Annotated in this window: 32 protein-coding genes and 1 tRNA gene; all 33 read left to right on the forward strand. The window is 44.1% G+C overall.

Annotated features, from left to right (window positions below):
• Positions 1 to 328: 328 nt before the first annotated feature.
• The 33 genes from K1I37_RS15280 (at position 329) to K1I37_RS15440 (ending at position 25,212) form a co-directional block, all read left to right on the forward strand.
• Positions 329 to 402, forward strand: a tRNA-Glu gene (locus K1I37_RS15280).
• 220 nt (positions 403 to 622) lie between these two features.
• On the forward strand, positions 623 to 1,000 hold the full coding sequence (locus K1I37_RS15285; protein WP_021296074.1) for a DUF433 domain-containing protein: 378 nt from the start codon (positions 623 to 625) through the stop codon (positions 998 to 1,000).
• A gap of 382 nt (positions 1,001 to 1,382) precedes the next feature.
• Entirely contained in the window at positions 1,383 to 3,653 is a 2,271-nt protein-coding gene (locus K1I37_RS15290) for a phage portal family protein (protein WP_152498767.1), read from the forward strand.
• Between the two features lie 32 nt (positions 3,654 to 3,685).
• Complete coding sequence (locus K1I37_RS15295; RefSeq protein ID WP_021296072.1) at positions 3,686 to 4,126, forward strand: phBC6A51 family helix-turn-helix protein; 441 nt, start codon at positions 3,686 to 3,688, stop codon at positions 4,124 to 4,126.
• A gap of 22 nt (positions 4,127 to 4,148) precedes the next feature.
• Positions 4,149 to 5,720, forward strand: a complete 1,572-nt coding sequence (locus tag K1I37_RS15300) for an XkdF-like putative serine protease domain-containing protein (protein WP_021296071.1) — start codon at positions 4,149 to 4,151, stop codon at positions 5,718 to 5,720.
• A 2-nt stretch (positions 5,721 to 5,722) separates the two neighbouring features.
• Positions 5,723 to 7,177 (forward strand): hypothetical protein, encoded by a 1,455-nt coding sequence (locus K1I37_RS15305; RefSeq protein WP_021296070.1) that lies wholly within the window; start codon positions 5,723 to 5,725, stop codon positions 7,175 to 7,177.
• Between the two features lie 59 nt (positions 7,178 to 7,236).
• The gene (locus tag K1I37_RS15310; protein ID WP_021296069.1) at positions 7,237 to 7,461 is read left to right on the forward strand and encodes a hypothetical protein; all 225 of its coding nucleotides are present in this window, start codon (positions 7,237 to 7,239) and stop codon (positions 7,459 to 7,461) included.
• Positions 7,462 to 7,471: 10 nt separating this feature from the next.
• Positions 7,472 to 7,723 (forward strand): hypothetical protein, encoded by a 252-nt coding sequence (locus K1I37_RS15315; RefSeq protein WP_021296068.1) that lies wholly within the window; start codon positions 7,472 to 7,474, stop codon positions 7,721 to 7,723.
• A gap of 13 nt (positions 7,724 to 7,736) precedes the next feature.
• Positions 7,737 to 8,528 (forward strand): hypothetical protein, encoded by a 792-nt coding sequence (locus tag K1I37_RS15320; protein WP_021296067.1) that lies wholly within the window; start codon positions 7,737 to 7,739, stop codon positions 8,526 to 8,528.
• Entirely contained in the window at positions 8,528 to 9,154 is a 627-nt protein-coding gene (locus K1I37_RS15325; RefSeq protein WP_021296066.1) for a hypothetical protein, read from the forward strand. The genes K1I37_RS15320 and K1I37_RS15325 overlap by 1 nt, the downstream gene beginning before the upstream one ends.
• Positions 9,154 to 9,669: a hypothetical protein gene (locus K1I37_RS15330; RefSeq protein WP_021296065.1), complete on the forward strand. Its 516-nt coding sequence runs from the start codon at positions 9,154 to 9,156 to the stop codon at positions 9,667 to 9,669. Before K1I37_RS15325 ends, K1I37_RS15330 begins: the two co-directional genes overlap by 1 nt.
• A complete protein-coding gene (locus tag K1I37_RS15335; RefSeq protein ID WP_021296064.1) occupies positions 9,666 to 10,223 on the forward strand; it encodes a hypothetical protein in 558 nt (185 codons plus the stop codon). Before K1I37_RS15330 ends, K1I37_RS15335 begins: the two co-directional genes overlap by 4 nt.
• 3 nt (positions 10,224 to 10,226) lie before the next feature.
• The gene (locus tag K1I37_RS15340) at positions 10,227 to 11,717 is read left to right on the forward strand and encodes a phage tail sheath protein (RefSeq protein ID WP_021296063.1); all 1,491 of its coding nucleotides are present in this window, start codon (positions 10,227 to 10,229) and stop codon (positions 11,715 to 11,717) included.
• Positions 11,718 to 11,736: 19 nt separating this feature from the next.
• Positions 11,737 to 12,195 (forward strand): hypothetical protein, encoded by a 459-nt coding sequence (locus K1I37_RS15345; protein WP_021296062.1) that lies wholly within the window; start codon positions 11,737 to 11,739, stop codon positions 12,193 to 12,195.
• 46 nt (positions 12,196 to 12,241) lie between these two features.
• Complete coding sequence (locus K1I37_RS15350) at positions 12,242 to 12,574, forward strand: hypothetical protein (protein WP_021296061.1); 333 nt, start codon at positions 12,242 to 12,244, stop codon at positions 12,572 to 12,574.
• Positions 12,575 to 12,624: 50 nt separating this feature from the next.
• Positions 12,625 to 12,762, forward strand: coding sequence for a hypothetical protein (locus tag K1I37_RS15355; RefSeq protein ID WP_161624344.1), 138 nt, complete (start codon positions 12,625 to 12,627; stop codon positions 12,760 to 12,762).
• 112 nt (positions 12,763 to 12,874) lie between these two features.
• Positions 12,875 to 13,150, forward strand: a complete 276-nt coding sequence (locus K1I37_RS15360; RefSeq protein ID WP_021296059.1) for a hypothetical protein — start codon at positions 12,875 to 12,877, stop codon at positions 13,148 to 13,150.
• A gap of 60 nt (positions 13,151 to 13,210) precedes the next feature.
• Entirely contained in the window at positions 13,211 to 15,562 is a 2,352-nt protein-coding gene (locus K1I37_RS15365) for a phage tail tape measure protein (protein WP_021296058.1), read from the forward strand.
• Positions 15,563 to 15,576: 14 nt separating this feature from the next.
• Positions 15,577 to 16,167 carry a LysM peptidoglycan-binding domain-containing protein gene (locus tag K1I37_RS15370; RefSeq protein WP_021296057.1) on the forward strand — a complete coding sequence of 197 codons (591 nt, stop codon included), beginning with the start codon at positions 15,577 to 15,579 and terminating at the stop codon, positions 16,165 to 16,167.
• Between the two features lie 47 nt (positions 16,168 to 16,214).
• Positions 16,215 to 17,318, forward strand: coding sequence for a phage late control D family protein (locus K1I37_RS15375; protein WP_152498766.1), 1,104 nt, complete (start codon positions 16,215 to 16,217; stop codon positions 17,316 to 17,318).
• Positions 17,319 to 17,852: a phage baseplate assembly protein V gene (locus K1I37_RS15380; RefSeq protein ID WP_021296055.1), complete on the forward strand. Its 534-nt coding sequence runs from the start codon at positions 17,319 to 17,321 to the stop codon at positions 17,850 to 17,852. It abuts the gene before it with no gap.
• 18 nt (positions 17,853 to 17,870) lie between these two features.
• The gene (locus K1I37_RS15385; RefSeq protein ID WP_152498765.1) at positions 17,871 to 18,296 is read left to right on the forward strand and encodes a contractile injection system sheath initiator; all 426 of its coding nucleotides are present in this window, start codon (positions 17,871 to 17,873) and stop codon (positions 18,294 to 18,296) included.
• Positions 18,283 to 19,395: a baseplate J/gp47 family protein gene (locus tag K1I37_RS15390; RefSeq protein WP_152498764.1), complete on the forward strand. Its 1,113-nt coding sequence runs from the start codon at positions 18,283 to 18,285 to the stop codon at positions 19,393 to 19,395. Before K1I37_RS15385 ends, K1I37_RS15390 begins: the two co-directional genes overlap by 14 nt.
• Positions 19,392 to 19,970: a hypothetical protein gene (locus tag K1I37_RS15395; protein WP_021296052.1), complete on the forward strand. Its 579-nt coding sequence runs from the start codon at positions 19,392 to 19,394 to the stop codon at positions 19,968 to 19,970. Before K1I37_RS15390 ends, K1I37_RS15395 begins: the two co-directional genes overlap by 4 nt.
• A gap of 10 nt (positions 19,971 to 19,980) precedes the next feature.
• The gene (locus tag K1I37_RS15400; RefSeq protein ID WP_021296051.1) at positions 19,981 to 20,457 is read left to right on the forward strand and encodes a hypothetical protein; all 477 of its coding nucleotides are present in this window, start codon (positions 19,981 to 19,983) and stop codon (positions 20,455 to 20,457) included.
• A 12-nt stretch (positions 20,458 to 20,469) separates the two neighbouring features.
• Positions 20,470 to 21,576 carry a hypothetical protein gene (locus K1I37_RS15405; RefSeq protein WP_152498763.1) on the forward strand — a complete coding sequence of 369 codons (1,107 nt, stop codon included), beginning with the start codon at positions 20,470 to 20,472 and terminating at the stop codon, positions 21,574 to 21,576.
• A gap of 17 nt (positions 21,577 to 21,593) precedes the next feature.
• Complete coding sequence (locus K1I37_RS15410; RefSeq protein WP_152498762.1) at positions 21,594 to 21,995, forward strand: hypothetical protein; 402 nt, start codon at positions 21,594 to 21,596, stop codon at positions 21,993 to 21,995.
• Between the two features lie 15 nt (positions 21,996 to 22,010).
• Positions 22,011 to 22,988, forward strand: coding sequence for a hypothetical protein (locus tag K1I37_RS15415; RefSeq protein WP_152498761.1), 978 nt, complete (start codon positions 22,011 to 22,013; stop codon positions 22,986 to 22,988).
• A 12-nt stretch (positions 22,989 to 23,000) separates the two neighbouring features.
• Complete coding sequence (locus K1I37_RS15420; RefSeq protein ID WP_152498760.1) at positions 23,001 to 23,459, forward strand: hypothetical protein; 459 nt, start codon at positions 23,001 to 23,003, stop codon at positions 23,457 to 23,459.
• 37 nt (positions 23,460 to 23,496) lie between these two features.
• Positions 23,497 to 23,682, forward strand: a complete 186-nt coding sequence (locus K1I37_RS15425; protein ID WP_021296049.1) for a hypothetical protein — start codon at positions 23,497 to 23,499, stop codon at positions 23,680 to 23,682.
• Complete coding sequence (locus K1I37_RS15430) at positions 23,679 to 24,323, forward strand: hypothetical protein (protein ID WP_021296048.1); 645 nt, start codon at positions 23,679 to 23,681, stop codon at positions 24,321 to 24,323. The genes K1I37_RS15425 and K1I37_RS15430 overlap by 4 nt, the downstream gene beginning before the upstream one ends.
• Before the next feature lie 24 nt (positions 24,324 to 24,347).
• The gene (locus tag K1I37_RS15435; RefSeq protein ID WP_021296047.1) at positions 24,348 to 24,854 is read left to right on the forward strand and encodes a hypothetical protein; all 507 of its coding nucleotides are present in this window, start codon (positions 24,348 to 24,350) and stop codon (positions 24,852 to 24,854) included.
• Between the two features lie 7 nt (positions 24,855 to 24,861).
• Positions 24,862 to 25,212, forward strand: a complete 351-nt coding sequence (locus K1I37_RS15440) for an SH3 domain-containing protein (protein ID WP_021296046.1) — start codon at positions 24,862 to 24,864, stop codon at positions 25,210 to 25,212.
• Positions 25,213 to 25,393 lie beyond the last annotated feature (181 nt).

Raw genomic sequence — 25,393 nt, forward strand, 5'->3', positions numbered from 1 at the left:
TATCGTATGCGTAGTTGTGTCTAACAGCCGTAAATCCACCGGCGGGTTAAATCTGTGTATGCGAATCGCAAATTACAGCAGATACCTATGAGGTCGCGCATTAACCGGTTACGATACCATCTACGCTGCCGATGACGCAGCAATGATGTCTAGCCGAAGGGCAAATTACCACATGATGTGTGCGCCGTTGCGCGCAGCAAAGGCTATACGCCGACCGGAATTTGTATATGGCCTTGCGCCGACTTGACTTATACTTCGACCATTGAACAATTGTACATCGGCCTATCAAGGCGCGGGTTGACGACGTACCCTAAACGTCGTATTACATGGCGCATTGGTGAAGCGGTCTAACACAGCCGACTTTCTATCGGTGACACGTGGGTTCGAATCCCACATGCGGTATCGAACATCGCCCATCTCGTCATGGGCAATCTCACCCACCCACTCACCATTGCGTGCGTGGGTTGATTTACGTTATCCCCTTATTCATATACTTCCCTCCCCTATCAATCGATTGAGCGTGCGATATGACATATCCCCGTGTCGTATCGCGTGTTGAGTCGGTTGGCCGTTACGTGCCGTGCGACCCATTGACTACATTTGATGATGAGGATGATGATGAATGTTGAATTTAACAGGCGCTGATCGAGTTAAGTATTTACAGGGGTATCTTGAACAATTAATCAAATTAAGTGAACAGGGAAACAAAGTATATCGTGAGATTAATACTACGATGGAAGCTATACAACACGAATTAGGATTAGAAGAAACACGAAAAGTTAATATTGACTATCATTTATCCAAGCACCCTCTAATTGATCGTGGACTAGATGGGCAGCCAAGGATAATTGGAACATCATTAACTGTTCGAGAAATATTAAATGACCTAGCAAATGGAAGAACAGTTGATTGGATATGTGATGAATATGGAGTAGATACAAACGAAGTAAGAGGCGCAATTATATTCGCTGCTTATGTGGTTTCAGATTCAGTATACTAAACGTTTGATGGTGTGGTGTGATTGATATAATCTCTCGCACCCATCCATGAGGCGTTTGTCTCAACGTTGAATAGTTTGTAATTAATCGCATGGATTCGTATCCAAATAAAACGCATCGTATTATGTTCGATGAGCATGAGTAGTAGTTGAATAAGAATAGATATAATTGCTCGAAAATAGTGCTTAAAAGCGGCTGAATCCCTTGTGGCAGTAAGGCTGATGCCACACGTCCAAGATTACCGATATTCGATTTAAAAAGCGTCCTAAATTACCAATGTTTACTTTGATGTACATAAAAATACCCACGTCAGAATGGAGGTGAATTGATATACAGAATGGATTTTTCCAACGTCCACTAAATTGGTTGCTCGGTCGTAAAAAGTTGGATCAATCTGAGTTCGTTGGTGAATTTTCGCCAAACGAGCCAATCAATCCATCGCCAATCGAAGGGACTCCTCGACAGTGGCAATATCGCCCTGGCGTCAATTTAAATCCTCCTCAAGCCGAACAAGCGGTATCGCACGAGTATCTCCGCAAAATAGCGACCGAATATGACTTGATGGCTAGGTGCCTATCTCGCCGCAAGGAAGAATTGCGGTCGTTGAAATGGTCTATTCAAGTCCGTGAACGTAAGAACAAGAAACAGATGTATGAGTTGCAGGAGAAAAACGCTAAAGCGATCCGCGATATTGAGGAGTTTTTCAGACATCCAGAGGGCTACATGTCCAAGGTAAATGGAAAATGGGTACGGATGCCGAAGACGGATTACAAGTCGTGGCTGAATGCAATAGTGGATGATATTTTTATTGTTGATGCCGTGGCGCTGTGGGCGCGACGCAAGCGTAATAATGAACTCCTGTCGATGGAACGTATCGCCGCAGAAACCATAAAAGTGTTGTTGGCGAATGATGGACGTTTGCCTGAGCCTCCCTACCCTGCTTATCAACAGTGGGTATGGGGAATGCCACGCGAACAATTCACCATCGAGGAATTGATATATCGCGTATATAATCCGACAAATACATCTCCATATGGCGTTTCAATTGTCCAACAGGTATTGGCTCACATCCGTTTGGCGATGAACAACGAGAAATACATCGAGTCCTATTTCAAGGAAGGTTCGATACCGGAAGTATTGTTCAGTGTTCCCGCCGAATGGGATATGCAGAAGGTTGAACAATTCGCGCAATACATGAACACTCGTTTAAAAGGGAATGCCAATGCGCTGCGTGAGTTTAACCCGATCCCTGCTGGTACTGCACCAGTACAAGTTAGACCATTTTCGTGGGACAGTACATTTGTGAACTGGGTAGCTAGTATGACGTGCTGCTTACTTGGCGTACAACCTCACGAAATGGGCATTGTACCGCAAACGAGTGGACTTGGTGGTAAAAGTTTTGGCGAGATTGCTAGTGACGTGCATGATAAACAAACATTGTTTATGTGCGAATTCATTCAGGATTTATTTAGCGATATTATCAAATATCATTTCGGCAACGATGACTTGTGTTTCGTGTTCAATGACTTGCTCGAACGTGAGGAACGTGAACGCGCTGAGATTAACCAAATCCTTATAAACAGTGGGCAAAAATCCATCGACCAGATATTGATTGAGAACGGCGAGGAACCAGAAGGAATCAATCGAATTTTGGTTGTTGGTGATCGAGTTTACTTCTTACCTGACCTTGTTGCTGGTTCCGTTAAGGGTAGCGTGGCTGTCAATTTGGGTGCAATTGGTGGCGTGCCATTACCTGATGATACATTTACTCATGATGTACCGTTGACGCAAGATGCGCCAAATCCTGATGTAGAAACGCCGAATCCGAATCAGACCAAAGACCCATCTGCCAAATTAGACACGTCGCATACGGAGGCGCCGGAAGAGAATAAATCGAAGCCCGCCCAACCACCTCGTGCGCGTGCAGGGACTCCTAATGGACCAACAATTAATACGGTTAAGAAAACATTGGTAGCCGATACGACCAAGAAGGCAAATGACGAGAAACGCGAAACGCACGAGTTCGAATTGATATTCGTAGCCGCGTTTTTACGATTAATGCGACAACGTAATTGGTCGCCGAGCATGATTACCGCTGATATGGTGAAATCGGCATTTACGTTGGATTCATCGCAAATACATCAACTTTCCCAGGCGCTTTATACGTTGAAGCAAGACACATTTCTTGAATCGTATAATACAATGGCGCGTGACGAGGACGAACAGTTAATCACTTCCCTCCCACCTTCCGTATCTATGGAATTGCGACAAGATGCCAACCGTACAGCGCAGGAAATCGTGAATACGTATCACGACGAACTTACTGCACAGCACGCCAAATTGGTGGCTGCCGGAGTGCTTGGTAAGCAATTGTACAATTCGCTAAAACAATGGCTGAGTGACCGTAATAGTTGGAAAGGTCAAAGCATCGCAATGACAGAAGTTTCGCGCCCGTGGAATCTTGGCGTATTTGCATTTGATAGAGCGATGAATCGAACAGATGCGCGTCAATACATTGTTTCACCTGGTAGCGGCAAATGCACAACATGTCAAACTATGATTGCAAATGGTCCATATACCTACAGCGAGGCTATGAGTCTCCCCATACCTGCACACCCAAATTGTATCCATTTCATAACATCGGAATCCATATAAGAGGTGGTGATATAGAACGGAGGTGAACCATTATGCCAAAGCAATTCAATCTCACCGCCAAGCAGCGTCGTGTTGCGGAAATGATTGCACTTGGCGATCCTGACGATGGCTTTAGACCACTCACCAAGGTTGAAGTGTGCGAGAAAACGGGATGTCCACGCTCAACGTTGTACGAGTGGTTATCAAATAATGATGATTTTGTCGAGTATATCAATCACGTTGCTGACAAGGGCATGGAGTCAAGAGTTGGCGAGTATTATCGTCAACTAGACTTGCTCATATTCAATAACCCAAATGGTAAGGGACCAAGTGTTAAAGCGCTGGAACTGGCGCTGAAAGCATTGGGCAAATTGAAGGACAACGTTAAGTTAGATGCGACAGTTGACGAACACAAGTCGATATCTGATATGTCCAATGAAGAGTTGGACGAACTGAAACGTATGCTCGAACAAGACAACAGCGTTAATGAATAACGTCTGTCGGAGGTGGTGATACGTGGCACTCGTAGCTGATTTCACAAAAAAGGACTCAAAACAACATATAGTTGAGGGTATAGCGGCATCCTCAAATCTAGACAGAGACAAACAAATTATTGATGAAAACTTCCTGAAGAACAACTACAAACAGTGGGCAGAAAAATACGGAAACATCAGGTATCTTCATCAACCGCGAGTTGTAGGGAAAGTTCTAACGTGTTCAGATTGGGATCCAGTCCAAAAAGGATTTTATATTACAGCTAAAATTTCCGATCCTGATGCGTGGCGACAAATAGAGGATGGAGAGTTAAATGGCTTTAGCATTGGTATCAAAAATCCTGTGATAGTTCATGATCCACAGGCTGATCGTGGACGATTGATAGACGGTGAAGTGATTGAGACATCAATTGTCGATATCCCCGCGTCGTATCAAGCGGATTTCCAAGTCATCAAATCTCCCGTTGTTGCCACGTTCGATGCAGAATTAAAGGAGTGGAAAACGGTAGATCAGAATGACGTAATTGTTGCTATGCTAAACGATGACGATATCGATTGGATTAATGCAATGGTTGATGGTTTCGGAATTGATGACGATGATACTGCGCAATTCGCAAAACGTTATTATAGTCAAAAGGAACGAAACTCGATGTCGGAAGAAGATTTCGCTGGGCCACATCGTTCGTTCCCCATTAAAGATCAAGAAGACGTAGACAATGCTGCTAGACTAATCGGTCATGCAAAAGATCCCGATGCAGTAAAACGTCGCATTATTGAGATTGCCCGTCGTAAAGGTTTAAAGATACCTGAAGCATGGAAAGAGAATGCCAATAAAACTCTGGACACTTCAAGTGGCTTACAACCTTATAACTTGGATGGTGATGATAAAAAGGAGGAAAAAACAACTGTGGCAGATGAAAATACCCCACAGGTAACATCGGCTGATTCCACTAAGGCAGCGGTTGACGAATTACGCAATGTCATGGAAGGCATGCAAACGCAACTTAGTGAGATTCGCGGTGTTGTCGAAGCAATGGCTAATCAAGTTGATAAAGATCGCGATGGAGATAACGACAATTTAGTTCGACCGGAAGCACAGGCTGCAAATGAAATTGTCGAGGAACCCGGAAAGCCAGTCGATTCAACAGGAACCAATGCACCAAACGCTGTTGAAGAAGCCAATAATGATCCACTTGGACTTAAAAATGCAATTATTGAAGAGGTTACTAAGTCCGTATTGGCAATTATGGACGAGAAATTTAATACCGTTACGAAGTCGACCGTTATTGATACAGATAATATAAAAGGCATGATTGCGGGATTACAAAAATCCGCAAATGAACTTGGCGAAAAGTTGAGTCAGTTTAATGAACGGCTCGAAGTGGTCGAGAATACTGCGCAACCGCCAAAGGGTATCACGACTACTGCGGTCGAGAAATTTGCTAACGCTGATACTCCGGACAAGACTGACGAGAGCAATTTGTATGCCGAGGCTGTTAAGACGGTATCCGCTAAATACCCCAACTTGAGTCCTGCCCTGAGAAAGCAACGTATTGATGAAGAATTCGCAAAATTAACTGGAGGTAATAAATAATAATGGCATATATCGAAGATGATCAAATGGTTATGAATGAAATCCAGAAGACGGTCGAAGTAATGACTGGGCAAGCACCAATTCCTGCTACTCTCGATCCTGAATTCAAGAAGACATTCGACACTTCAAGTGGCTTACAACCTTATAACTTGGAACCATTCTTGGGTACACTGGTTCCGTTACTTACGCCGATTCGTAATGTCCTCCCTCGTCAATCTGGACGCGGTAAGCAAGTCGAATACAAAGTTGTCGATGGCATCAACACGGCTGGTTTGAACGGCTTCGTTGCTGAGGGTATGGCCGGACAAATTGTCGCATCGAGTGTTAGTGATAAAAATGCTAAGTATGCTAGTATGGCGCTTGCTGACAAAGTTACCTACGAGCAAGAATGGGAAGGTCAGCCGTATGTGCAATCTCGTGCACTGGCTGTTGCGAACTTGCTTCGTGCTACCATGATTGCTGAGGAACGCAATATCCTTTACGCACAGAACACGGTCGGCTCTGCTAATTCTAATGCTCCTGGTGCTGTGGGTACGTCTCCTTCCCCTACTGTTGTAACATCGGGTAGTGGTTCTGGTCTATCTGCTGGAAATGTATACGTCCAAGTAGTTGCGTTTACCGCTATGGGCAATGCAATGCCATCTTCTGAAGTAAGCGTGTCGGTAGCGGACGGTGAGAACGTTGTGGTTACGCCGGTATTCCCGACGAATCAACCAATTGTCGGCTTTGAAGTATATGCTGGCTCGGCATCTGGTGCGGAATATCTCGTGACCGCTGCGAACGTTCAAGATGGTAAGTTGTTGTCTGAGCAGTATTCGACGAATGGTGCGCCTCTAACAATCACTTCGTTGCCGACGAGTGGGAAACAACCGTCTGTATATGTGACCGATAATTCGGCATCTCCACTCGCATGGAACGGTATTATCCCACAGATTTTTGCTGGTGGTGGTTATACACAGAATGTCGGTGGCGAATTGACGGACATGGGGCCGATCAAGAGTATGTTTAAGGCATTGTGGGACAACGCTGCTGGTGATCCGAATGTTATTTACGTACATTCGACCGAATCTCAAACGATTACCGATTTGGTTCTTGGCAATTCCAATACGCCATACACAATTCTCGTCGAGGAACAAAATGGCGCGGCTGGCGGCGTGAAGGTAAGTCGATTGATTAACCCGCAGACCGCATCTGTCGTAAAGGTGAATACGCACCGTGACTTGCCGCAGGGTATGATTTTGGCACTACAAACGGAACTACCGTCGTGGTATCCTGGCGCAGAAATTCCGGCGCCGATTGCGATGGACTTGGTGCAAGATTACACGGAGATCAACTATGCTCCAACGTACAATAACCCAGGTTGGACGACTGAGGTTCGTTTGCTTGGTACGCTAAAGTTGTACATCCCGATGCTGCAAGGTGTGTTGTACGGTATTTCTCCTTCCCTAACTGCTTAATAATACACAGGGCGATGGGTTAACACTCATTGCCCTATTTGTTTTGTGTGGAGGTAACGATGAAACTCGAAGCAATCGATAAAAATATGAATATTGAACACAATGGTGTTGTTTATAACAATCGCGACGGCGTAATTGATGTTCCTGATACAGTTGGGCAGAAATTTGTGAATGAGAGCAAAAATGGACGAAAGGCATTTTGTGGTGTATACAAACAGTCCTATGCGCTTGGTTCAAGTTTGACCAAGGAGCAATGGGATCGTATTTTCGGCAAATCAAATTGAGGTGACTACTGTGAAATTACCAGCTTTGTTTAGGCTGGATGCGGATGCAACAAATGTGTCGCGGACTAAAGTGTATGAAGTTAAAGCGAAACATTTCTTAGTCGATTTGGCAGAAGACGCCGAGGTGTTCGTCAAACAAGGATTTGCGTTGGTGTCCGAAGGCGAAGCAGCAATCAAACAATTTACGGGATTAGACTCTACATCTACGCAATCTGCTGTTGAAACGGCAAAGAAAACAACGACTACTAGGCGTACGAAGTAAGGTGGTGTGAACCATGTTGTTTGCACCATATATCGGTCCCAAGGAATTCGCTGATACATTTGTCGAGGTTGATTTAAATTGCTTATCAGGTAACGGCAACACTGACCCATCGGCGGCACTATTATCAATTTTACGTCGAGCGTCTTCGTTGGCGGATAGATGGTGCAAACAGATACTGCGTTCCACTATCGACACAGAAATTCGTATGTTTCATCCAGCGATGGATGGGACAATAACTGTGTGGCCATTTTACACGCCTATTCGACAAGTCCTCAATCTCCAATATCAATTTGATGGTCAAACCGAATGGCACGATATTGACATCACGACTAATTTGCATGTACTGGATGCCATGTTTAAGTATAGTGGTCGGCATTTTAACAATGGGCTGAACATGTTTGTCCAGTACACATATGTAAATGGATTTCCCGTCTCGACACTTGCGAATGATGTGGTAGCTGGTGCTGATACGTTAACATTGCTTGATACGTCTGGAATTCGTCAAGGTGATAAATTATCAATTTACGATGGCGAAAATAGCGAAATTGTCACTGTCTTATCGGTAAGTGGAAATACGATAACGACTCTTCCACTTCTCTACCAACATGCAAAATATACGCATATATCCGGTATGCCAAATGACATTTCACAAGCGACCGGAATGATCGCCGCCAACTTGATTTCGCGCGGCAGTGATGGGAAAACTGTTGTTGGTGACAAGGAGTTTAAGGAACAGTGGGCGTCTGACAGCGTGATTACCAGTGATATTCAGGTGTTGTTGCAGCCGTATAGGGTGAATTTGTGATGAGTAAAAGCCAGTTCATTTATCGATACGGGTCTCCTGCCATCGTAACACGTAACGATAATACGACATATAGAACGCGCATTTTGTATGAACGTTCTGTATCGCCCAATGGTACGTTTAGCGATACGTTTATGTTCGGTATGGACTTAGTACGTACTGCAACCTTCCAGCCATGCACAGACATTGATTTGGGATACTTGGTCGAAATGACTGATACGGGTGAGACACTGTTTGTTACTGCTACACAAGTACAACGTGTTCTCGGTGAACCAATCAGCATATCGGCTGAACTGGTACGTTTGCACTTCCCTAATGCAATACAACTACTTCCTTCGCAAGCCGATGAAAATGTTGAACGTGACAAATTTGGTCGCCCACTGAGTACGATTCCTCCGACGCAGGTAAATGTGATTATTACAAAGGCCGATTTGAATATCGTCGCAGATGTTGGTGGTGGCAAACCTGTCGAACAATTGGAGTTTTATTGCCACACTGGCGATGTTAATGAAAACGATGAAATCCAATGGAACGGACATACGTATCGTGTGATTATGACGTGGCCATTTGCGTTCGCTGCTACGGCGCGTATATCCCATTGCAAAGCGCAACGGGAGGTTGATGCATAGTGGGGTTATTTGAACAGACGACAGTGTTAAATGCTCTAATTACCGCCGCTCCAATGGCTGTAGATGCGGCTGTTCAGAAAGCGTTGAAGGAATCTGCGCAACAGGTACAGAAAACAGCCAAAGGTAAGTTTAGTGAATACCAGCCAGCATATGGACCATTTCAGGCTTGGGCTTTATTGAATAGAGATTATGTCATTGAAAAAATTGCAGCAGGCGCTTCTGGTGATGACCCTCTTATCGGCGCGTATTTCAAACGTGAAAGTCGTGATGCAGCAGCCAATAGTGCGACGAAACTCCGTGATTCAATCGAAATCAAAGTTGAGGATGTATCTCTAACGGCTTATGTAGGCACAAACAATATGCTGGGTGTATATCACGAATACGGCGCTGTACGGAAAAACAGTGTATTGCCACCTCGACCATTTCTTAGGCCAGCACTATATCAGGAAACGGGATGGATTAACAAGACAATGCGAGAAGCTATTGGATTAGGGATGGTGAGTTGGTTCAAATGATACCAAACGATCCAATCCTGTCGACCGATCCGCTTGATGCCATACACGGTGCGTTAGAACAAGCATTGATGGCATTGTGCCCTAGTTTAAAGGGAGTATGGATTGGTTGGCCCGATCCTAAATGGCTTGAGAATACAGGTGCAAATTTGCCGAGTGTGTTTTTGGTCAACGTTTCTCAAACCGCCAAGTCGATGACTAGCCGCAATCTGGTATACGCAACGGTTGAAAATGAAGACGGCACATTCAATGTCTACTATGAGCGTGAACGCATCACGTATCTATTGCAATTATCCCTCATTACAACCGATCCCCAACAACAATTAGACATTGGGTGGGCGATCAAGCAATTCCTTGTGAACACTATCCAACTCCCCATTAACGCGGTTGATACAGCACGTTTTTTATTAAAAGACGACCACCTGATATCTGGTATCGACAACTATTATCAGCGAGATTTAACTTTTGAAGTTTCTGCTCGTGTGCTTGATGGGTATGTCGCGCATCCGAATAAGACACAGCAGTTCAATATTGATGTTAGTCCCCAAGGAGGTTAATTAATGGCTAATGCTTATACAGTCGATGGAGTATATAACATCGATGAACAGCCACCCTTACAAGTACAAGGTATTTCAACCGGCATATGGGGAATTGTAGGTACTTTTAGCAAAGGCCCAGTCAATACACCTACCCATATCCTCTCTCTTGATGATTTGGAAAATATCTTTGGTGGTGCCGATCCAAGTCTTACAGGATACATTGGTGCATTATCGGCTATTGGACAAGGTGCCAGTGAGTTTCAAGTGGTTCGCATTGTTGGTTCTGGTGCTACTGCTGCAAGTGTAACCATCAACGACAGCGAATCTACGTCATCCGAAGTGTTTACCGCCACATATAATTCCGTTGGTACAGGTGGCAACTCCGCGACGATCACTGTTTCGTCCGGCACTAAAACAGGAACATTCAAATTGACTATTGAAGATGGCGATACGAGCGAAGTGTGGGATAACTTGGCCACAACTTCCACAGTTACAGGTGCAACGTTGCTGTCTTCCATTACATCGCAAATTGTGACATTCTCACAACCTGAAACGCCAAACACCAACCTACCTGTAAATGGCGAATATCCTCTATCCGGTGGCGCTAATGGAAGCACGCCAACAGTTTCCGATTATGTTGGTACAACAAGCCCGAATACAGGTTTGCAAGCATTATCTGGAACAACACCTGCCGTCAACATAGTTTTCTTGGCGAATATTGCTTGTTCCGATAGCAATACTGTATCAGCACTAGAAACATTTTGCGAAAATAATAAGTGTATGGCTGCAATATGCGGTGCTCAGGGCAATACAATTACTCAAGCTATCACTGAAACAGCCAATATCGACAGTGATCGTTTAGTGTATTGTTGGCCGTGGCAGCAGATGTATGTGGACGACTTACAACAAACACTGACGGTCGCTCCAACGGGACATTGGGTTGGACTTGTTGCAACGCTGTATCCTCATCAATCCCCTGGTAATAAAAATCTTGCATATACCTCTGGACCAGAATTTCCCGTTTCATCTGATGACATCCAGAAAGCAATGGACCCATCGGCTCGTGTTGTGCCAATCGGCGTAACAATTCCTCGCGGTGGTATCGGGTGTTTCTCTGGTCAAACATTGAGCCAAAACGCCAATCCACAACTTCGTCCAGTTTATCGTCGGCGTATGGACGATTTTATCGTGGAATCCGTCGAAACTTCGCTAGGTCAATATGTGGACGAACCAATTACGACGACTACTGGTGGCTTGCTCGACCAACAACAGCACACAGTGTCCGCGTTCTTAGACCCTCTTCTTGGGGAAAACAACGAAGCCGGAGAACCTATGATCCAGGCTTATAGTGTACAGTGCGATACAAAAAACAACCCTCCTTCTGTGACCGACAATGATATGACTATCATTGATACTCGTGTTCAATTATTCAATATGAACAGATTCCTCTTATTCCGCACAACGATTGCCGCCGGAGTTGTAACCACCACTTCTTCCGTATCCAATTCGTAAAGGGCTGATATAAAAAAGTATGGTCAAATTAAATCTTCAGAGATTTGCCAAGGATCGCGTACTCGGATCATCGGCAACTATAGCTTTGTATAATACATCTACAGGTGGTTACGTAACGTTTGCTGAATGTGATTCGTTTACTGCCACACGTAAATCCAGTCAAAAACAGTATCAACCGCTTGGACAAGTTGGTCAACGTACACAAGATATTTACGAAGGGTGGACATTGAGTTTTGGTGGTGCCATAGTCGATCATTCGTACGATGATATCGTGTATCAAATCGATCAATCAGCACTTAGTGGGGCGGCCAATATGCGTTTTCGAGTAACCGAAACAATTGAATATTATGATGGTTCTATCGAAACGTGGGTATACCCTGATACAGTATTGTATGGATTTGAGAAAGATATTAGCGCCGCCAATAGTGAAATTACTTGGAAATTTACAGGTGATGCACAAACGCGTGTACAAGGTTAATTTTTGCCATCCATCAAGGGTGGCTTACATATGGAGGAATATATAAATGGCTGATGAACGTGAATTAATGAGCAATGAGATTAAACTGAGCGATGGACGTATCGTTGCCATGCGAGAATCTACTGGCGCAGACGATATCGCTGTAGCAAGAATGTTGGGCGATAAGGTTAGTTTGCAGGGCGCTGGACAAACTATTTTGATGCAGGCAAATGCTTTAAAATGTATTGAATCTATTGATAATCAACCAGCCCCTATTATGAACAATTATGAGACATTTGTGAATTTGGCTAGACAATTTAAAACGAAAGATATGAACAAGATTTTGTTGAAATATGCTGAGATGAATTTCGAGGCGAATCCAGATAACCCTTTAGCTTAAAGCACAATTGCGAGTCCACGATTGGTATGTTAATGATGTGCCCCGCATTTGTGCAAGCTGTAGCAATTTCTTATGAATCGATGACATATGATGAAGTGATGAAATTAAGTTCTTCTGAACGCATCGCTATGTTACGTGTGCGAGCGCGCATTAAGAAACAAATCGATGAAGAAATGAAGAAAAAGTAATCTGTGTAGATCGATCCACGCAAGTTTATGCGTGGTTTTATTGTGCACGGATGACATAATTGTTTATAAAATGTGATATAACGTTAGTATCAAATCACACGAGGCGATGGTTATGTTTGGTAAAGGTAAAAAGACTAACGATGCATCCGAGTTACTTCCGATTGTTACAACTGACGATTATCACGGAAAAGATTACGAAGTTATCGGTTTAGTAACCGCCGAAAAATTTTGGCCCACTCCCACAACAAGAGCAAAATTTTCAGAAGTTACAAATGCGATAAGCAAAGAAGCTGAGTCGTTAGGCGCTGACGCAGTTGTTGGGTTTCGGATAATACAGTATAACAATGCTGGAATTTATGGATACGGAACCGCGATCCGTTTTAAATGACGACAGTTGACAGTAACGTGATGGCCGCCATTAGGCGGTCTTTTTTATTGAGGTGATTTAATGGCCGGCATGGAATCGGCATTCGAATTATTTGTTGAGATACGTGCTGTCGATCATTACACATCGATGTTCAAACAAATGGCTAAATTGTCGGAACAGTATTCGAAACAATTCGATGCAACGCAAAAAAAGATGATGCAATCTAAGGCTATGATGGCAGTTGGTACTGGTATGGCTGCGGTTGGAGCTGGAATGGCTGCTGGACTGGTTAAAGCTGCGGAATCGGCTGGTAAATTGCAGAATGCCATTCTTGGCGTATCGACTGCAATGAAATTGACAAAACAACAACAGCAAGAACTGACCAACATGTCGATGACTCAAGGTATCCAAACTGCATTTAGTGCTGTTCAAACGGCAAATTTGTACAAGGATATGTCGCAGGCTGGACTCACAAACTCGATGATATTCAACAAATCATTCAGTGATGAGTTTATTAAATTTGCGGATGCTCGATATGTTTCCACTAACGGACAAGAAAATCCTGACACTAGTGTATCGGATGCAGTGGGAATGGCGCATACGTACCAATTGTACACGGTGCAGCAACTCAAGCCATTCCTCAATACTCTCAATGCTGCATTGATGCACACACATACCACTATCGATCAATTCGCCAACCAGTTCCGATATTTTTCAAACACGGCATCACATACGGGAATATCCGCAAACTCTGCGTTGATGGATGAAATGTTCTTGCAACGTATGGGTGTTGGCGGCAACGGCCGCTCGCTTGGTTCATCGTTCAATGATTTCTTGTTGCGCATGACTGGTAATGCAAGTGCTGCTGCGGCTAAGGCAATGCAAACGGCTGGATTCATAGTGAATGGTCATAGTGCATTTACAGATGCCAAGGGTAATTTTCTTGGTATGCAAAATGCGATAAAAGTGATGAGTGATTTCAATAAGCGATTTGGCGGGAATGCAACTACTGAAAACTCATTATTGAAAACGATATTCGGTATTCAAGGTATGCGTGTTGCACAAAGTTTGATATCGGGTAAAAATGGCGGAGCAGCAGAACAATACGCGATTATTCAACAACAAGTCAATAATTCTGCATCGGTCGATAGTATCCAACAACAGTACAACAAATCATTTTTCGGACAAGCGAAACAGGCGCAAACCACATTTGAAGATTTGGCTCAAGTGCTTGGACAACAATTATTACCGTTGTTCACGAAGATATTGACTGTGACAAACAAAATAACAGGCGCATTGCTCAAATGGTCAATCGCTCATCCTGGGCTGGTTAAACTTGCTGCAATTACTATGACCGTTGTATCAGCGTTTTTGGCGTTGAGTGGTACATTGATGGCTATGGCTGGTGCATTGAGATTTATTAATGCGCTAGGCGGATTCTCTGCAATGTTGCGTGTCGTAGGAATTGCTGCCAGTGGAGCTATGACCAGTGTTCTCCCTCTTGTCGCCGTGTCATATCTGTTGTACAAGGCTTGGACATCGAATTTTGGCGGCATACAACAGAAAACGCAAAAAGTGTTATCTTGGTTTAAATCCCAATTGCCAACCATTACTAATGGCTTAAATAAGGTGCTCATGGCTACAGGGTTCGAGTACACAACAGAGCAAATGAATCGTGGTCCAAATGGGAAGCAAATGGGATGGACGCAAACAACAAAATTTCAGATTCCTGATTGGACAAAGGGATTGGCTGCTGCTATTGCCGCGTGGAAGGCTGTAGCGGTTGCTATTAAATTGGCAAATTCAGCATTAGGGCAGTTCATCATTCGTATGGCAGTGTTTGCTGGTAGAGTTGCACTGTTTGTGATGTGGCGGTCAACTATTATCGCCATTCGTATCGCAACGATGGCTTGGTCTGCGGCACAATGGGCGTTAAATGCAGCTATGGATGCGAACCCTATTGGCGCTATCATCGGATTAATAGCGCTGCTAAGCACTGGTATAGTTTTACTGATTACACATTGGAAAAATGTTATTGCGTGGCTTCAAAAAGCGTGGCAATGGTATAAAAATCTCGGAACGAATATTCAATTTGTCCTCGATCTATTGGCTCCGTTTATTGCGATTCCAGCACAAATCATTGCGCATTGGTCTGGTATCGGGAAATTCTTCGACAATATTGGTAATCATATCAAAAACGCGCTTCATTGGCTTGGGCTGTGGAATGGATCATCGGCAAGCACACCATCAACTCCATCGATACCTACTGGATCAATGTCGACAACAAGCCACTCCAATGTGACCGTTAATGTAAATGGTGCTGGAGACCCAAAAACAGTGGCTACACATGTTGTTAAGCAATTAGGAAATGCTGCTGCAATCAACACGAGATCGAACACGTATGCACCAAACAAATTAGCGCCTAGCCATTGATGAGGTGATGTATATTGCTCAAGCTAGGCAATTTCACTTTTTCAGTTGATGATTATCCAACCTCAATTCAAATGGGCGGCACATCATTAACATCCATTCAACAATTTCCTGGCGGACGAAAATCTGTTCAATTGCTAGGGAATTTTCTCGACACTATATCATTGCAGGGTACGTTCATGTATCAAGGTGCCGTATCAAAAATGAACAAAATTAATGACATGTGGATGAAAAAACAACCAGTGTTATTGACGGCGCCTGGATTTTCTCCTCGATACGTACTTATTACTATGTTCCATCCCACGTACTACAATGACTACCAAATTGATTATGATATATCGTTGGAGCCGATTGATAGTGCGAATTCTGACGCTGTTATATATTCTTCGTCATCGGCAGCATCATCTAGTTCCTCATCTCCCTCGTCTGTATCCTCCGCTCAATCAGATAAAGTACAGCAAAAATACACAGTCAAGTCGGGCGATACCTTATGGGGAATTGCGCAAAAATTCTATGGCGACGGTAGTCAATATACAAAAATAGTGACAGCTAACAATATTAAAAATCCATCGGTCATACAGGTTGGGACGGTGTTGATTATACCGTGAGTACATTTGGCACATTTCAGTATAGTCAACCGTGTAGCATCGTATTGTTGAACGGTGTGCGTGTCCCGTTTCACACTTGGTCTGTTGACTTAAATGGATATGGCGCTGCGGATTCCTTTACATTAGACGTCCCATTTCGGATTTTATCAGAATTAGCGGGAACAACAGAATTGGCGCTGACACCTGATTTCGAGTCTGATTTGTTTGCTAATCCAGATATATTGGTCGAAATATATGTCGGCTACCCAGATGACCCATCATCCTATAACACCTCAGATTTAACAAGAATTATGTACGGATATATGGATACATTAGACGTATATTTGTCCGCGCAAAATACCACAGAAGGATATTACGCGGAATTGCAGGGACGTAATCAAATTGCGCCATTTATGGATACGGATATGACAAATAAATATCCTAATTTAACCTCGTCTGCAATTGTATCAACTCTGGCCGAACAACACGGTTTGTCGACGCAAATTACTCCGACATATACAACGGCAGGAACATACTACAAAAACGATAACACATCACTCACGTCCAGTCAGTCGCAATGGGATTTAATTATGTTCCTTGCGAATCAAGAGGGGTTTATCGCGAATGTTAGCGGCAACACATTGTTTTTTGGTCCTCAATCAAAACTGGTTGCATCTAAACCCGTTGTTTACACGTGGGGAGAAAATATATATTCGTTAACATTATCTCGTGCGCCACATGCTAGTCGCGATATTAAAGTTACCGTATATAGTTGGCAACCTGGTAAAAAAACTCGTATTAGCGGCACAGCCGAGCAACCTTCTGGGTATATCCCGCGTGTAGGCACGAATATCAACCAACGTGCAGCATATCAAGAAACGTACTATGTGCCTGGACTGACGAAACAACAAGCAACTCAACGCGCGGAGTCTATTCTCCAGCAATTATCGATGACTGAAATAACTGGAGAATTTACTTCCTACGGGAATCCAATCATTAACGAATACCAACCTGTGCAATTCAAGAGTGTTGGTAAGGGCATAGATGGTGTAACATTTTGGCCTACTAAGGCAACACATACATTTACAAATCAAAACGGAACAACAGGGTTTTATGGAATAGATGTTACATTTAGCAATCTTCTCCTCCCCTCTGATCCTGGCGGTGATTAAATGTTATCTAATCGAGATTTATTTCAACAGATGCGCAATATAGCCGAACAATCCCACAATGCTCGATGTTATGTATGCGAAGGCACAGTCACATCACGTTCTATAAGTCCTCCATCGGTCAAGGTGATGTTGCAACCGTACAATATCGAAACTGGCTGGATACGCATCGGCACAATGTATGCTGGTCCAGGCTACGGATTCCTTGCTGTACCGCCCGAAGGCATGACGGTCAAGGTGATATTCGATTTAGGTGATATCAACAATGGCGTTGTTGCGTGTTGTGTATATAACGATGAAGATGCGCCACCAACCATATCCGATGTCGATGACGTAGTGCTGCAACACAAATCTGGCGCACAAATTTATATCACTAGTGATGGCGAAGTGAAAGTGTCGTCTGCATCGGGTAAAGATGTCGTATTCAATGATGGCACAGCCAAAATTGCACGTGTCGGTGACAATGTACAGGTTGATATCGGTGGCACAACATATACCGGCACCATTACATCAGGCGCGCCAAATGTAAAAGCATAAGGTGGTGAAACGCAGAACGTGAACTATACCACTCCCCCACTTGACCCCACTGACCCCTCTGGAACTGACTTAACACTCGATTCCAATGGTGATTTGGTGATTACTACACAAGGTGATATATCCACCTCCACCAACAACGACAATATCAAACAAATGATACGTGTGCGAATTGGCACGATTCCCGACACGTACATATTCGGTGATGACCTTGGCAGCGAACTCGGTACAACCATTGACGAACCACTTAATCCAACCAATATCGCATTGATTCAACAGTATGTATCCGATGCTCTAAGCGTCGATCCTCGTGTGCAACAAATCAATAGCATAAATGTCACAGATCCGAACGATGGTACGATGCGTTTTTTTGTGAGTGTGAATGTGACTGTAGCTGGATACGGCGACGTTTCTACTACTGTGCCGATTGGAGGTGGAACATATTAATTTTTCTGATGCTTTAAGCACCATGGTTTCTTTTATTCAATCTGGCCTTGCATCAATCGGGAAGAAAATAACAGACTATTCTTCGTCGAGCGTAATTGGCGTCATACTTGCCGCGATTGCCTCCGTCGTAGATGAATTGACGACAGCCATATCCGTCGCGCAACAACAGGCGTATCTTGCGACAGCTACAGGCACTAACTTAGACAATAAAGCCAATGATTTCGGCATCACCCGTAAACAAGCCACATATGCACAATGGACATTCGTTGCGACGAAAGAAGTGCCAAGCCAATCCATCATCACAATTCCCGCTGGTTCACTTATTACCACTCAACCAGATTCGAGTGGCACAGGAATAACATATACAGTTGATACGGATACGCAATTGCCCATTGGATCGACAAAGGTTAATATTCCCGTCACATGTACGGTCGCAGGAACGCAAGGAAACATCGCAGTTGGCACACAATTGCTATGGGCTAGTGCAGTACCAGGTATAGATGGCGTCGAGTTCGATGATTCATCTAACGGTACGCCTGCGATTGATACGGAAACAGATGATGCTTTACGGGCACGTGCTTTGGCTGCATTCAAAGGATTGTCAATATCGACGACAAATTGGTATACATCAACGGCTGAATCTGTCACTGGCGTGTCATCTGCATTGGTGGTACCGCAAGGACGTGGACCAGGCACAGTCGATATTTACATTGTTGGCGACGGTAACACGGTTCCATCAGACACTATTATCGCAAATACGCAAACAGTTATTGATGCGGGACGTGTGATCACTGATGACGCTAAAGTTTTTGCACCATCACCTGTATCAGTTGATGTAACAATGACGATTAAGGCTACCGCTGGATACGATCCAGACGAGACGGCTGTGCAAGTCCAAACTGCGATTGAAAATTATATCAGTGGACTTGGCATTGGTGGTGGTATAAATGGTACATTGTATGTCAGTCAACTACAGGCTGTTGCATTGGGTGTAACTGGTGTTGCCAACGCCGCTGCCCCAACCGTACCGTCATCTGATATTACGTTTACACAGTCTCAACTACCTATCGTCGGTAATGTACAGGTGACAGGTTCATGAGTATACAATTGCAAAATTTGCTCAAACGACTGACCAATATATTTACGACATCCACCACTTCCACGCTATATCAAATACTCGGTGGCGTTGGTGCTGCACTTGATAATGTAGACCCCGCACAAATAAATTTGGCCAACAATATCGGAAGCGTAACATCTGCGACTGGTGAGTATCTTGATTTGCAAGGTAAGGATTGGGGTATCCCACGTCGATACAAGGAATCAGATGACTCTTATCGTGCTCGTATTCTAGCTGAACTACCAACATATGCGTCTGGCCCAACGGTGGACAATATCAAATCTGTTGTGCGTGCGTTTACGGGCGTTGATCCTGACATATTTGAGTATGGGCCAGATGGATTTACAATGGGCGTATCCATCATGGGACAGTTCGGATTCGCGCCATCGGGTGAGGCATTTTCGTTTCTAGTCACAGTACACAACCCCAACAATGTGTCATACAACCAGCAAGATCTAATCAATGCCGTCAACAATGCTAAGCCTGCACGTAGTACGGCTAATTTTATATTTGATGGCAATAGTGGCATGGCAACTCTCACAATGACTGAATCTTAGGTGGTGAAATATGGGATATAAATTTCCAGTCGATGCGAATGGTAAAGCAGGTGCCGTTCGTCCGACAGCAGATGGGAACAACTTCTTCATTCCTACCGTAATGTACGGTGCTGATGGAGTAACCGTTATTAGTTCAACAAACCCCTTCCCCACATCACTTAGCACATGTAATGTTGAACAAGTCATTTTAGCCACAAACTCACTTGTAACTGGTCCACAATCCCCACAACCAACAAACAGTATGCGCACATTGGTTGTCGAGGTGTATGGGACGGCATCTAGTTTCAACATCGAAATTCAAGGGAGATTGGACAGCACAACATATTATCCATTAACAGGCGTCAACTTAAACGGGCTATCAAGTGTTCAATCCATCACGTCATTTGGATTATATAAATTCGACGTTACGGGATTGGTAAACGTACTCGGATATATCAATGAAGTGTCCGGTGGAAATATCAACATAATCGGCAATTTGGTTGCGTAAGGCGGTGAATATGTGGCGCTTAATATAACATTTTTCGATAACGTTAAATATAAATCAACGGATTTCGTTGCGCGGGATGCTGACTTTTTCGGTGCAGGTGTTGTCAACTTAACCGATTTCCCTATCACATTCGATAACCCACCTAGTATGAACGTATATATCGGGGCTGGCACCGCATGGGTAAATGGATACCGTATTAACAATGATAGTTCGTCTACTATAACTTTGACATTCGCAACTGCCGATCCAACTAATCCGCGTATTGACATCATTGAAGTTGGATATTCAGCAACTACTGACGCAACGAATACCACAACAGGTAGCCCAATTATACAAATTAAGCAAGGTGTGCCGTCGTCTACTCCGATTGAACCTGGTGCAGATAGTGGATTTGTTAAATTGTATGCAGTTAATATCGCGGCCAACCAAACTTCTGTGTCGTTATCTGACGTAATCGATAGACGTACACGCGTACCGTTAAATGTGGATGGTAGTCAGATCCAGAACATACCAGCCGTACAACCTGACTATGTAAATGAAATTGTCGCTGATTTGTTCGGTAGCACATCAACGGTGCTTAGTGGTGGTATCCCAACAGCAAATTCGAGTGTACACAATCAACTAGACGTTACGGCTGCTGATATCTATTTTGCAGATGGTCAACGTGTATCGTTTGCTGCGTCACAAAATGGGCAATTCGTTACGACCACTGCCTCCACAACATACTACCTCGATTACAACAGCGACGGGACAACCTCATTTGGGTTATCGCATTCTATCAAATCTGGATATGTACCAATCGCACAAGTTGAAACCGATTCATCCGGCAATATCGCATCGGTAACTAATGTGCGACCGACAATTGTAAATATGTTTGGTACTACAGACAATGTGGTATTCGGTGGAAATGTACAGGCGCAAAAATTCATTGGCGATGGTTCACAATTGACAAATTTGCCCATCGGAAATATCGTGGCTGGTACAGGAATTGAAATTACGGCAAATGGAAATAGCGACACCATTACAAATACAGGTGTACTCAGCGTAAACGGTCAAACAGGCGCGGTCACTGTACAAGGGTATAGTCCACTCACTAATCCTATGGCGTGGATAGGGTAAACGAAGGAGGAATCATCGTGACAGTTTTATCAGGAGCAACAGCAAGTGGGCGGCAGTTCTATCAAGGTCAGTTAAGTACATCATCTGTAACCACTTTGTATACAGCACCTGCGGCATCCTCTAATGTAACATCAACAACAGCGGGAACTAGCGGAAGTTCAGGATCGGCGGGTTCAGCGACTGCTTATGTAAAAGAAATTGTTTTATCCAATAATATGTCATCATCTGTAACCGCAAGCATTACTATCGGGCCAAACAGCAGTAATCAATACCCGTTTATACCCAATGTCACAATCAACGGTTTCGATACTAAGATAATCAGCGGCCTCAATACGATGTTACCAGCTAATTCCGTAATCCAAGGTTTCGCATCTGCCGCAGGTATATATTGCACAATTTCCGGCGTCGAAATCCAATGATGGGGGTGATGTAATATGGGATTATCTCGTCAATGGAATGGTGACGTGGCGTTAGCATCGCTCAATCAAGCTCCGACGTTCCCTGAATTGTATTATCCGTTGTGGTGGTACAGTGGGAGTTTTACAAGGCTTGGATATGGTGGTCAAGAAGATAATTCCTTCATTGCAAAAGGAGTTACAGGTTCGGGGGCTAATATAAGTATGAATCTATCTCCTAGTTCAATGAACGAATTATTCACTCTAAACTCGAACTGGCCCAGTGGAACGACATTCGCACTTGAATATTGTGGCCGCTTAGCGGCTGGGACATCGGCAACATTTCAGTTATATGATGCAACAACAAACTCTGCTGTGGCGAATTCTCAACAAACTTTCATGGGCACTTCCGGAATCTTCAACGTTGTCCGGTCTGGTAAACTCACTCTGACTCCTGGTCACACATACGGAATACAGTTTGTGTCATATGTAGGAAGCACATCACTAGATATCACCGACATCTCCCTCATCATCTTCCCACCATCACCAACGACTTCGCCATTTGACTTGGCGAGCATCAGCTTGGCGAATCCAAATGGGAACACGTTGAAGGAAGCGTATATACCGTTGTGGGTGTACAGTGTCGGAACAAGTTCTAACTCAGGTGCTTCCGCAGGCGCAGATTTTATACCCAAGGGGTCAACCGTCGCAGGCAATAACGTAGGGTCAGCAGGAAGTCTTATTACGCTTAGTTCAACTTGGTCTTCATCTCAAAAATTTGCACTTGAAGTATCTATGGAAGCTCATGCGAGTGGTTTTTCCGCAAACATTGGATTGTATGACATGACATTAGGGTCATTAGTAAACAATTCTTCAATTTCAACAGGTTCAACCTCTCCGACACTAATGAGATCGGGAAGTTTTACTCTCGTCACCGGTCACTCTTTTGGGCTTACCGTTTGGGGTACTACTGCTGCCCAAATTACAAAAGCCCATCTCGTCGCATTGGCGTCATAGGGAGGTGGTCACATGCGATATATCGACCTTGCGACGATGAGTATGACACCAGGTAGCGGAATAGCGGAAACGAAAATACCGTTGTGGTGGGCGGATGGGACTACCGTAAGCAACACCTCTTCAGGAAATGCCCTAGGCGACGGTGCTGGATTGAATAGTGATTCTCCAGCGACTTCAAATCAGTCATTGTTTACGCTTAGTTCTAATTGGCCACTGCAAATGCAGTTTGCGCTTGAGACTACAGTACGGTCATCAAGTACGTCATATACAGCATCGGCAAACCTCATTGACATGTCAAATTCAGAAACCGCCATTAGTGGATCGCAAGTATCAACGACGAGCACTACCCTTACGGTAATTCGTTCGGGTAAATTCAACTTGACTCCAGGCCACACCTACGGTGTTGCAGGTAGTTCAAATGGTGGTTCTGTAGTGTTTTCCGACGCATCTCTAATCATCTTCCCACAGTAAAATAGTAAGATAAGTTCAAACGTAAGGAGTGAACGAAATGGAGTATGAAGGACGAGTTTTAACCGAAGACGAGATTAAGGAGTTAGAACGATTTACAGCGGTAATGTGGGCGCGTAAACATACAAATACGGACGCATTGGATTTACTCGCAACCGTAAAGGAGCGAGATAAAACAATCGCAGAGTTACGAGAGAAGATAACACAGTTGGAGGCGCGGTTATGATCTACTACACATCATCATCCGGTACAATCATCGGCGGCACAAGCGGGAGCGACTTAACAGGCATCACACACCTGCCATCGGGTGCTGACTATGCTATCTACATCGACGACGCAGCAGTTAGCGCCGCGAATCCGAACAACCTCCCTGGCACATACACCATCACCAATATTGTCGCCGGCCAAAAGTACACCGTACCAACCGCGACAGGGACGTTGACGTTTACACCGTTGTCTGAGGCCGAACAATTAGCGCTTGCACAAACCGCTCAATCAAGCCTGATCACCCAAGGCTACAATGACACGCTCGCACAGGGATTCGTTTCATTTGCAGATGGAACAAGTCGCACATATCCAGCGGATAGCGACACGATCGACGAGTTACTGATGTTGCGTTCCGTCATCCTTGCAAATCAGTTCCCGCCTGACGGTGTGCCAGTTTTGGACGCGGCGGGTACCCACATGACTTTCAATCAGACGCAAGCTGACCAACTTATCACCGACGCCCAAAATTTTGTTTTGGGGAATCGCAATCAGAAACTAGCGTTACTTAACCAAATTGCACAAGCGCAGTCACCGAGTGATGTACAAGCTATCGTCTGGACGCCAACAGCGTATACGCCCCTTCCTGCGCCGACAACCTGAATTAGTTAATTAAATGGTAAGGTCGTGATAACTATAATAATATTACCAGGTGATATCCTCCTCTATCGCAATCCACCTACATTCCTCACTCACCTCATTGATATTGGCGAATACTTTGAAGATGGACAGCGTTCGCCGATTTATTATCACGTAGCAATTGCGCTAAATGATAAAGAAAAAATTGAAGCAAATGGTAATCAGGTTGCAATCGCGCCTATTGACAACGGTGGCACATTCGACGTATATCGTCCTCCTATTTTACCTCGCAATATTCGTGATGGATTATCGTATGTAAAATCCCTCGAAGGACAGCGGTATGATTGGCTACTCATTGTTGATGACGCACTGCGATATTCCACGCATAACATTGTCCATTTGCCTGTTGCAATGGTAAAACGTAGCGAACGATATAGAAAGATATGTAGCACTGTTGTCGCAGAGTATTTCAGAGCCGCACACTATATCAACCTAAGCGGCAATGTATCTCCGCAAGATGTTTATTTGGCTATTGCAGATTTCGAAGTGAATTAGGTGGAATATGGATAACGAAAAATTGGCGCGTATTGAAGAGCAAGTCAACGGATTGCGTGATGATGTTGTTGAAATCAAGGATACGATACGCGAACAAAATGTTGACATGAAAACATCATTAGCGTCCGTTATACAGGAAATAAGCAAAGTATCCGAACGATTTGTGCCACGCGATCAGATTATGTTGATGGTGCAACATCGTAATGAACGTGACGATGCGCAAGATTCTCGTCTCGACAAACTGGAAAAGAAAGTTGATTCACTGACAGCGTGGAGATGGTATTTGGCTGGTGCGATTGCTTTGCTTGGATTCATCATCGTTATTTTAGGTGATGTCGTATCGCACTTGTGGAAGTGAGGTGAAGCGATGCAATTTTTCAAACATCCAGCATTCTATGTCGTCGTCATACTTGATTTAATCGGTTTGTTCGTGTTCGGACTCGATACATGGGCAAATGTGATACAAAACGTGTCTATAATCGGTATGGCATATGGATTCTGGTATTTTTATACTCAACATGACCGCGAATTACGCAACG

Source organism: Alicyclobacillus acidoterrestris (genome assembly GCF_022674245.1).
GTDB lineage: Bacteria > Bacillota > Bacilli > Alicyclobacillales > Alicyclobacillaceae > Alicyclobacillus > Alicyclobacillus acidoterrestris.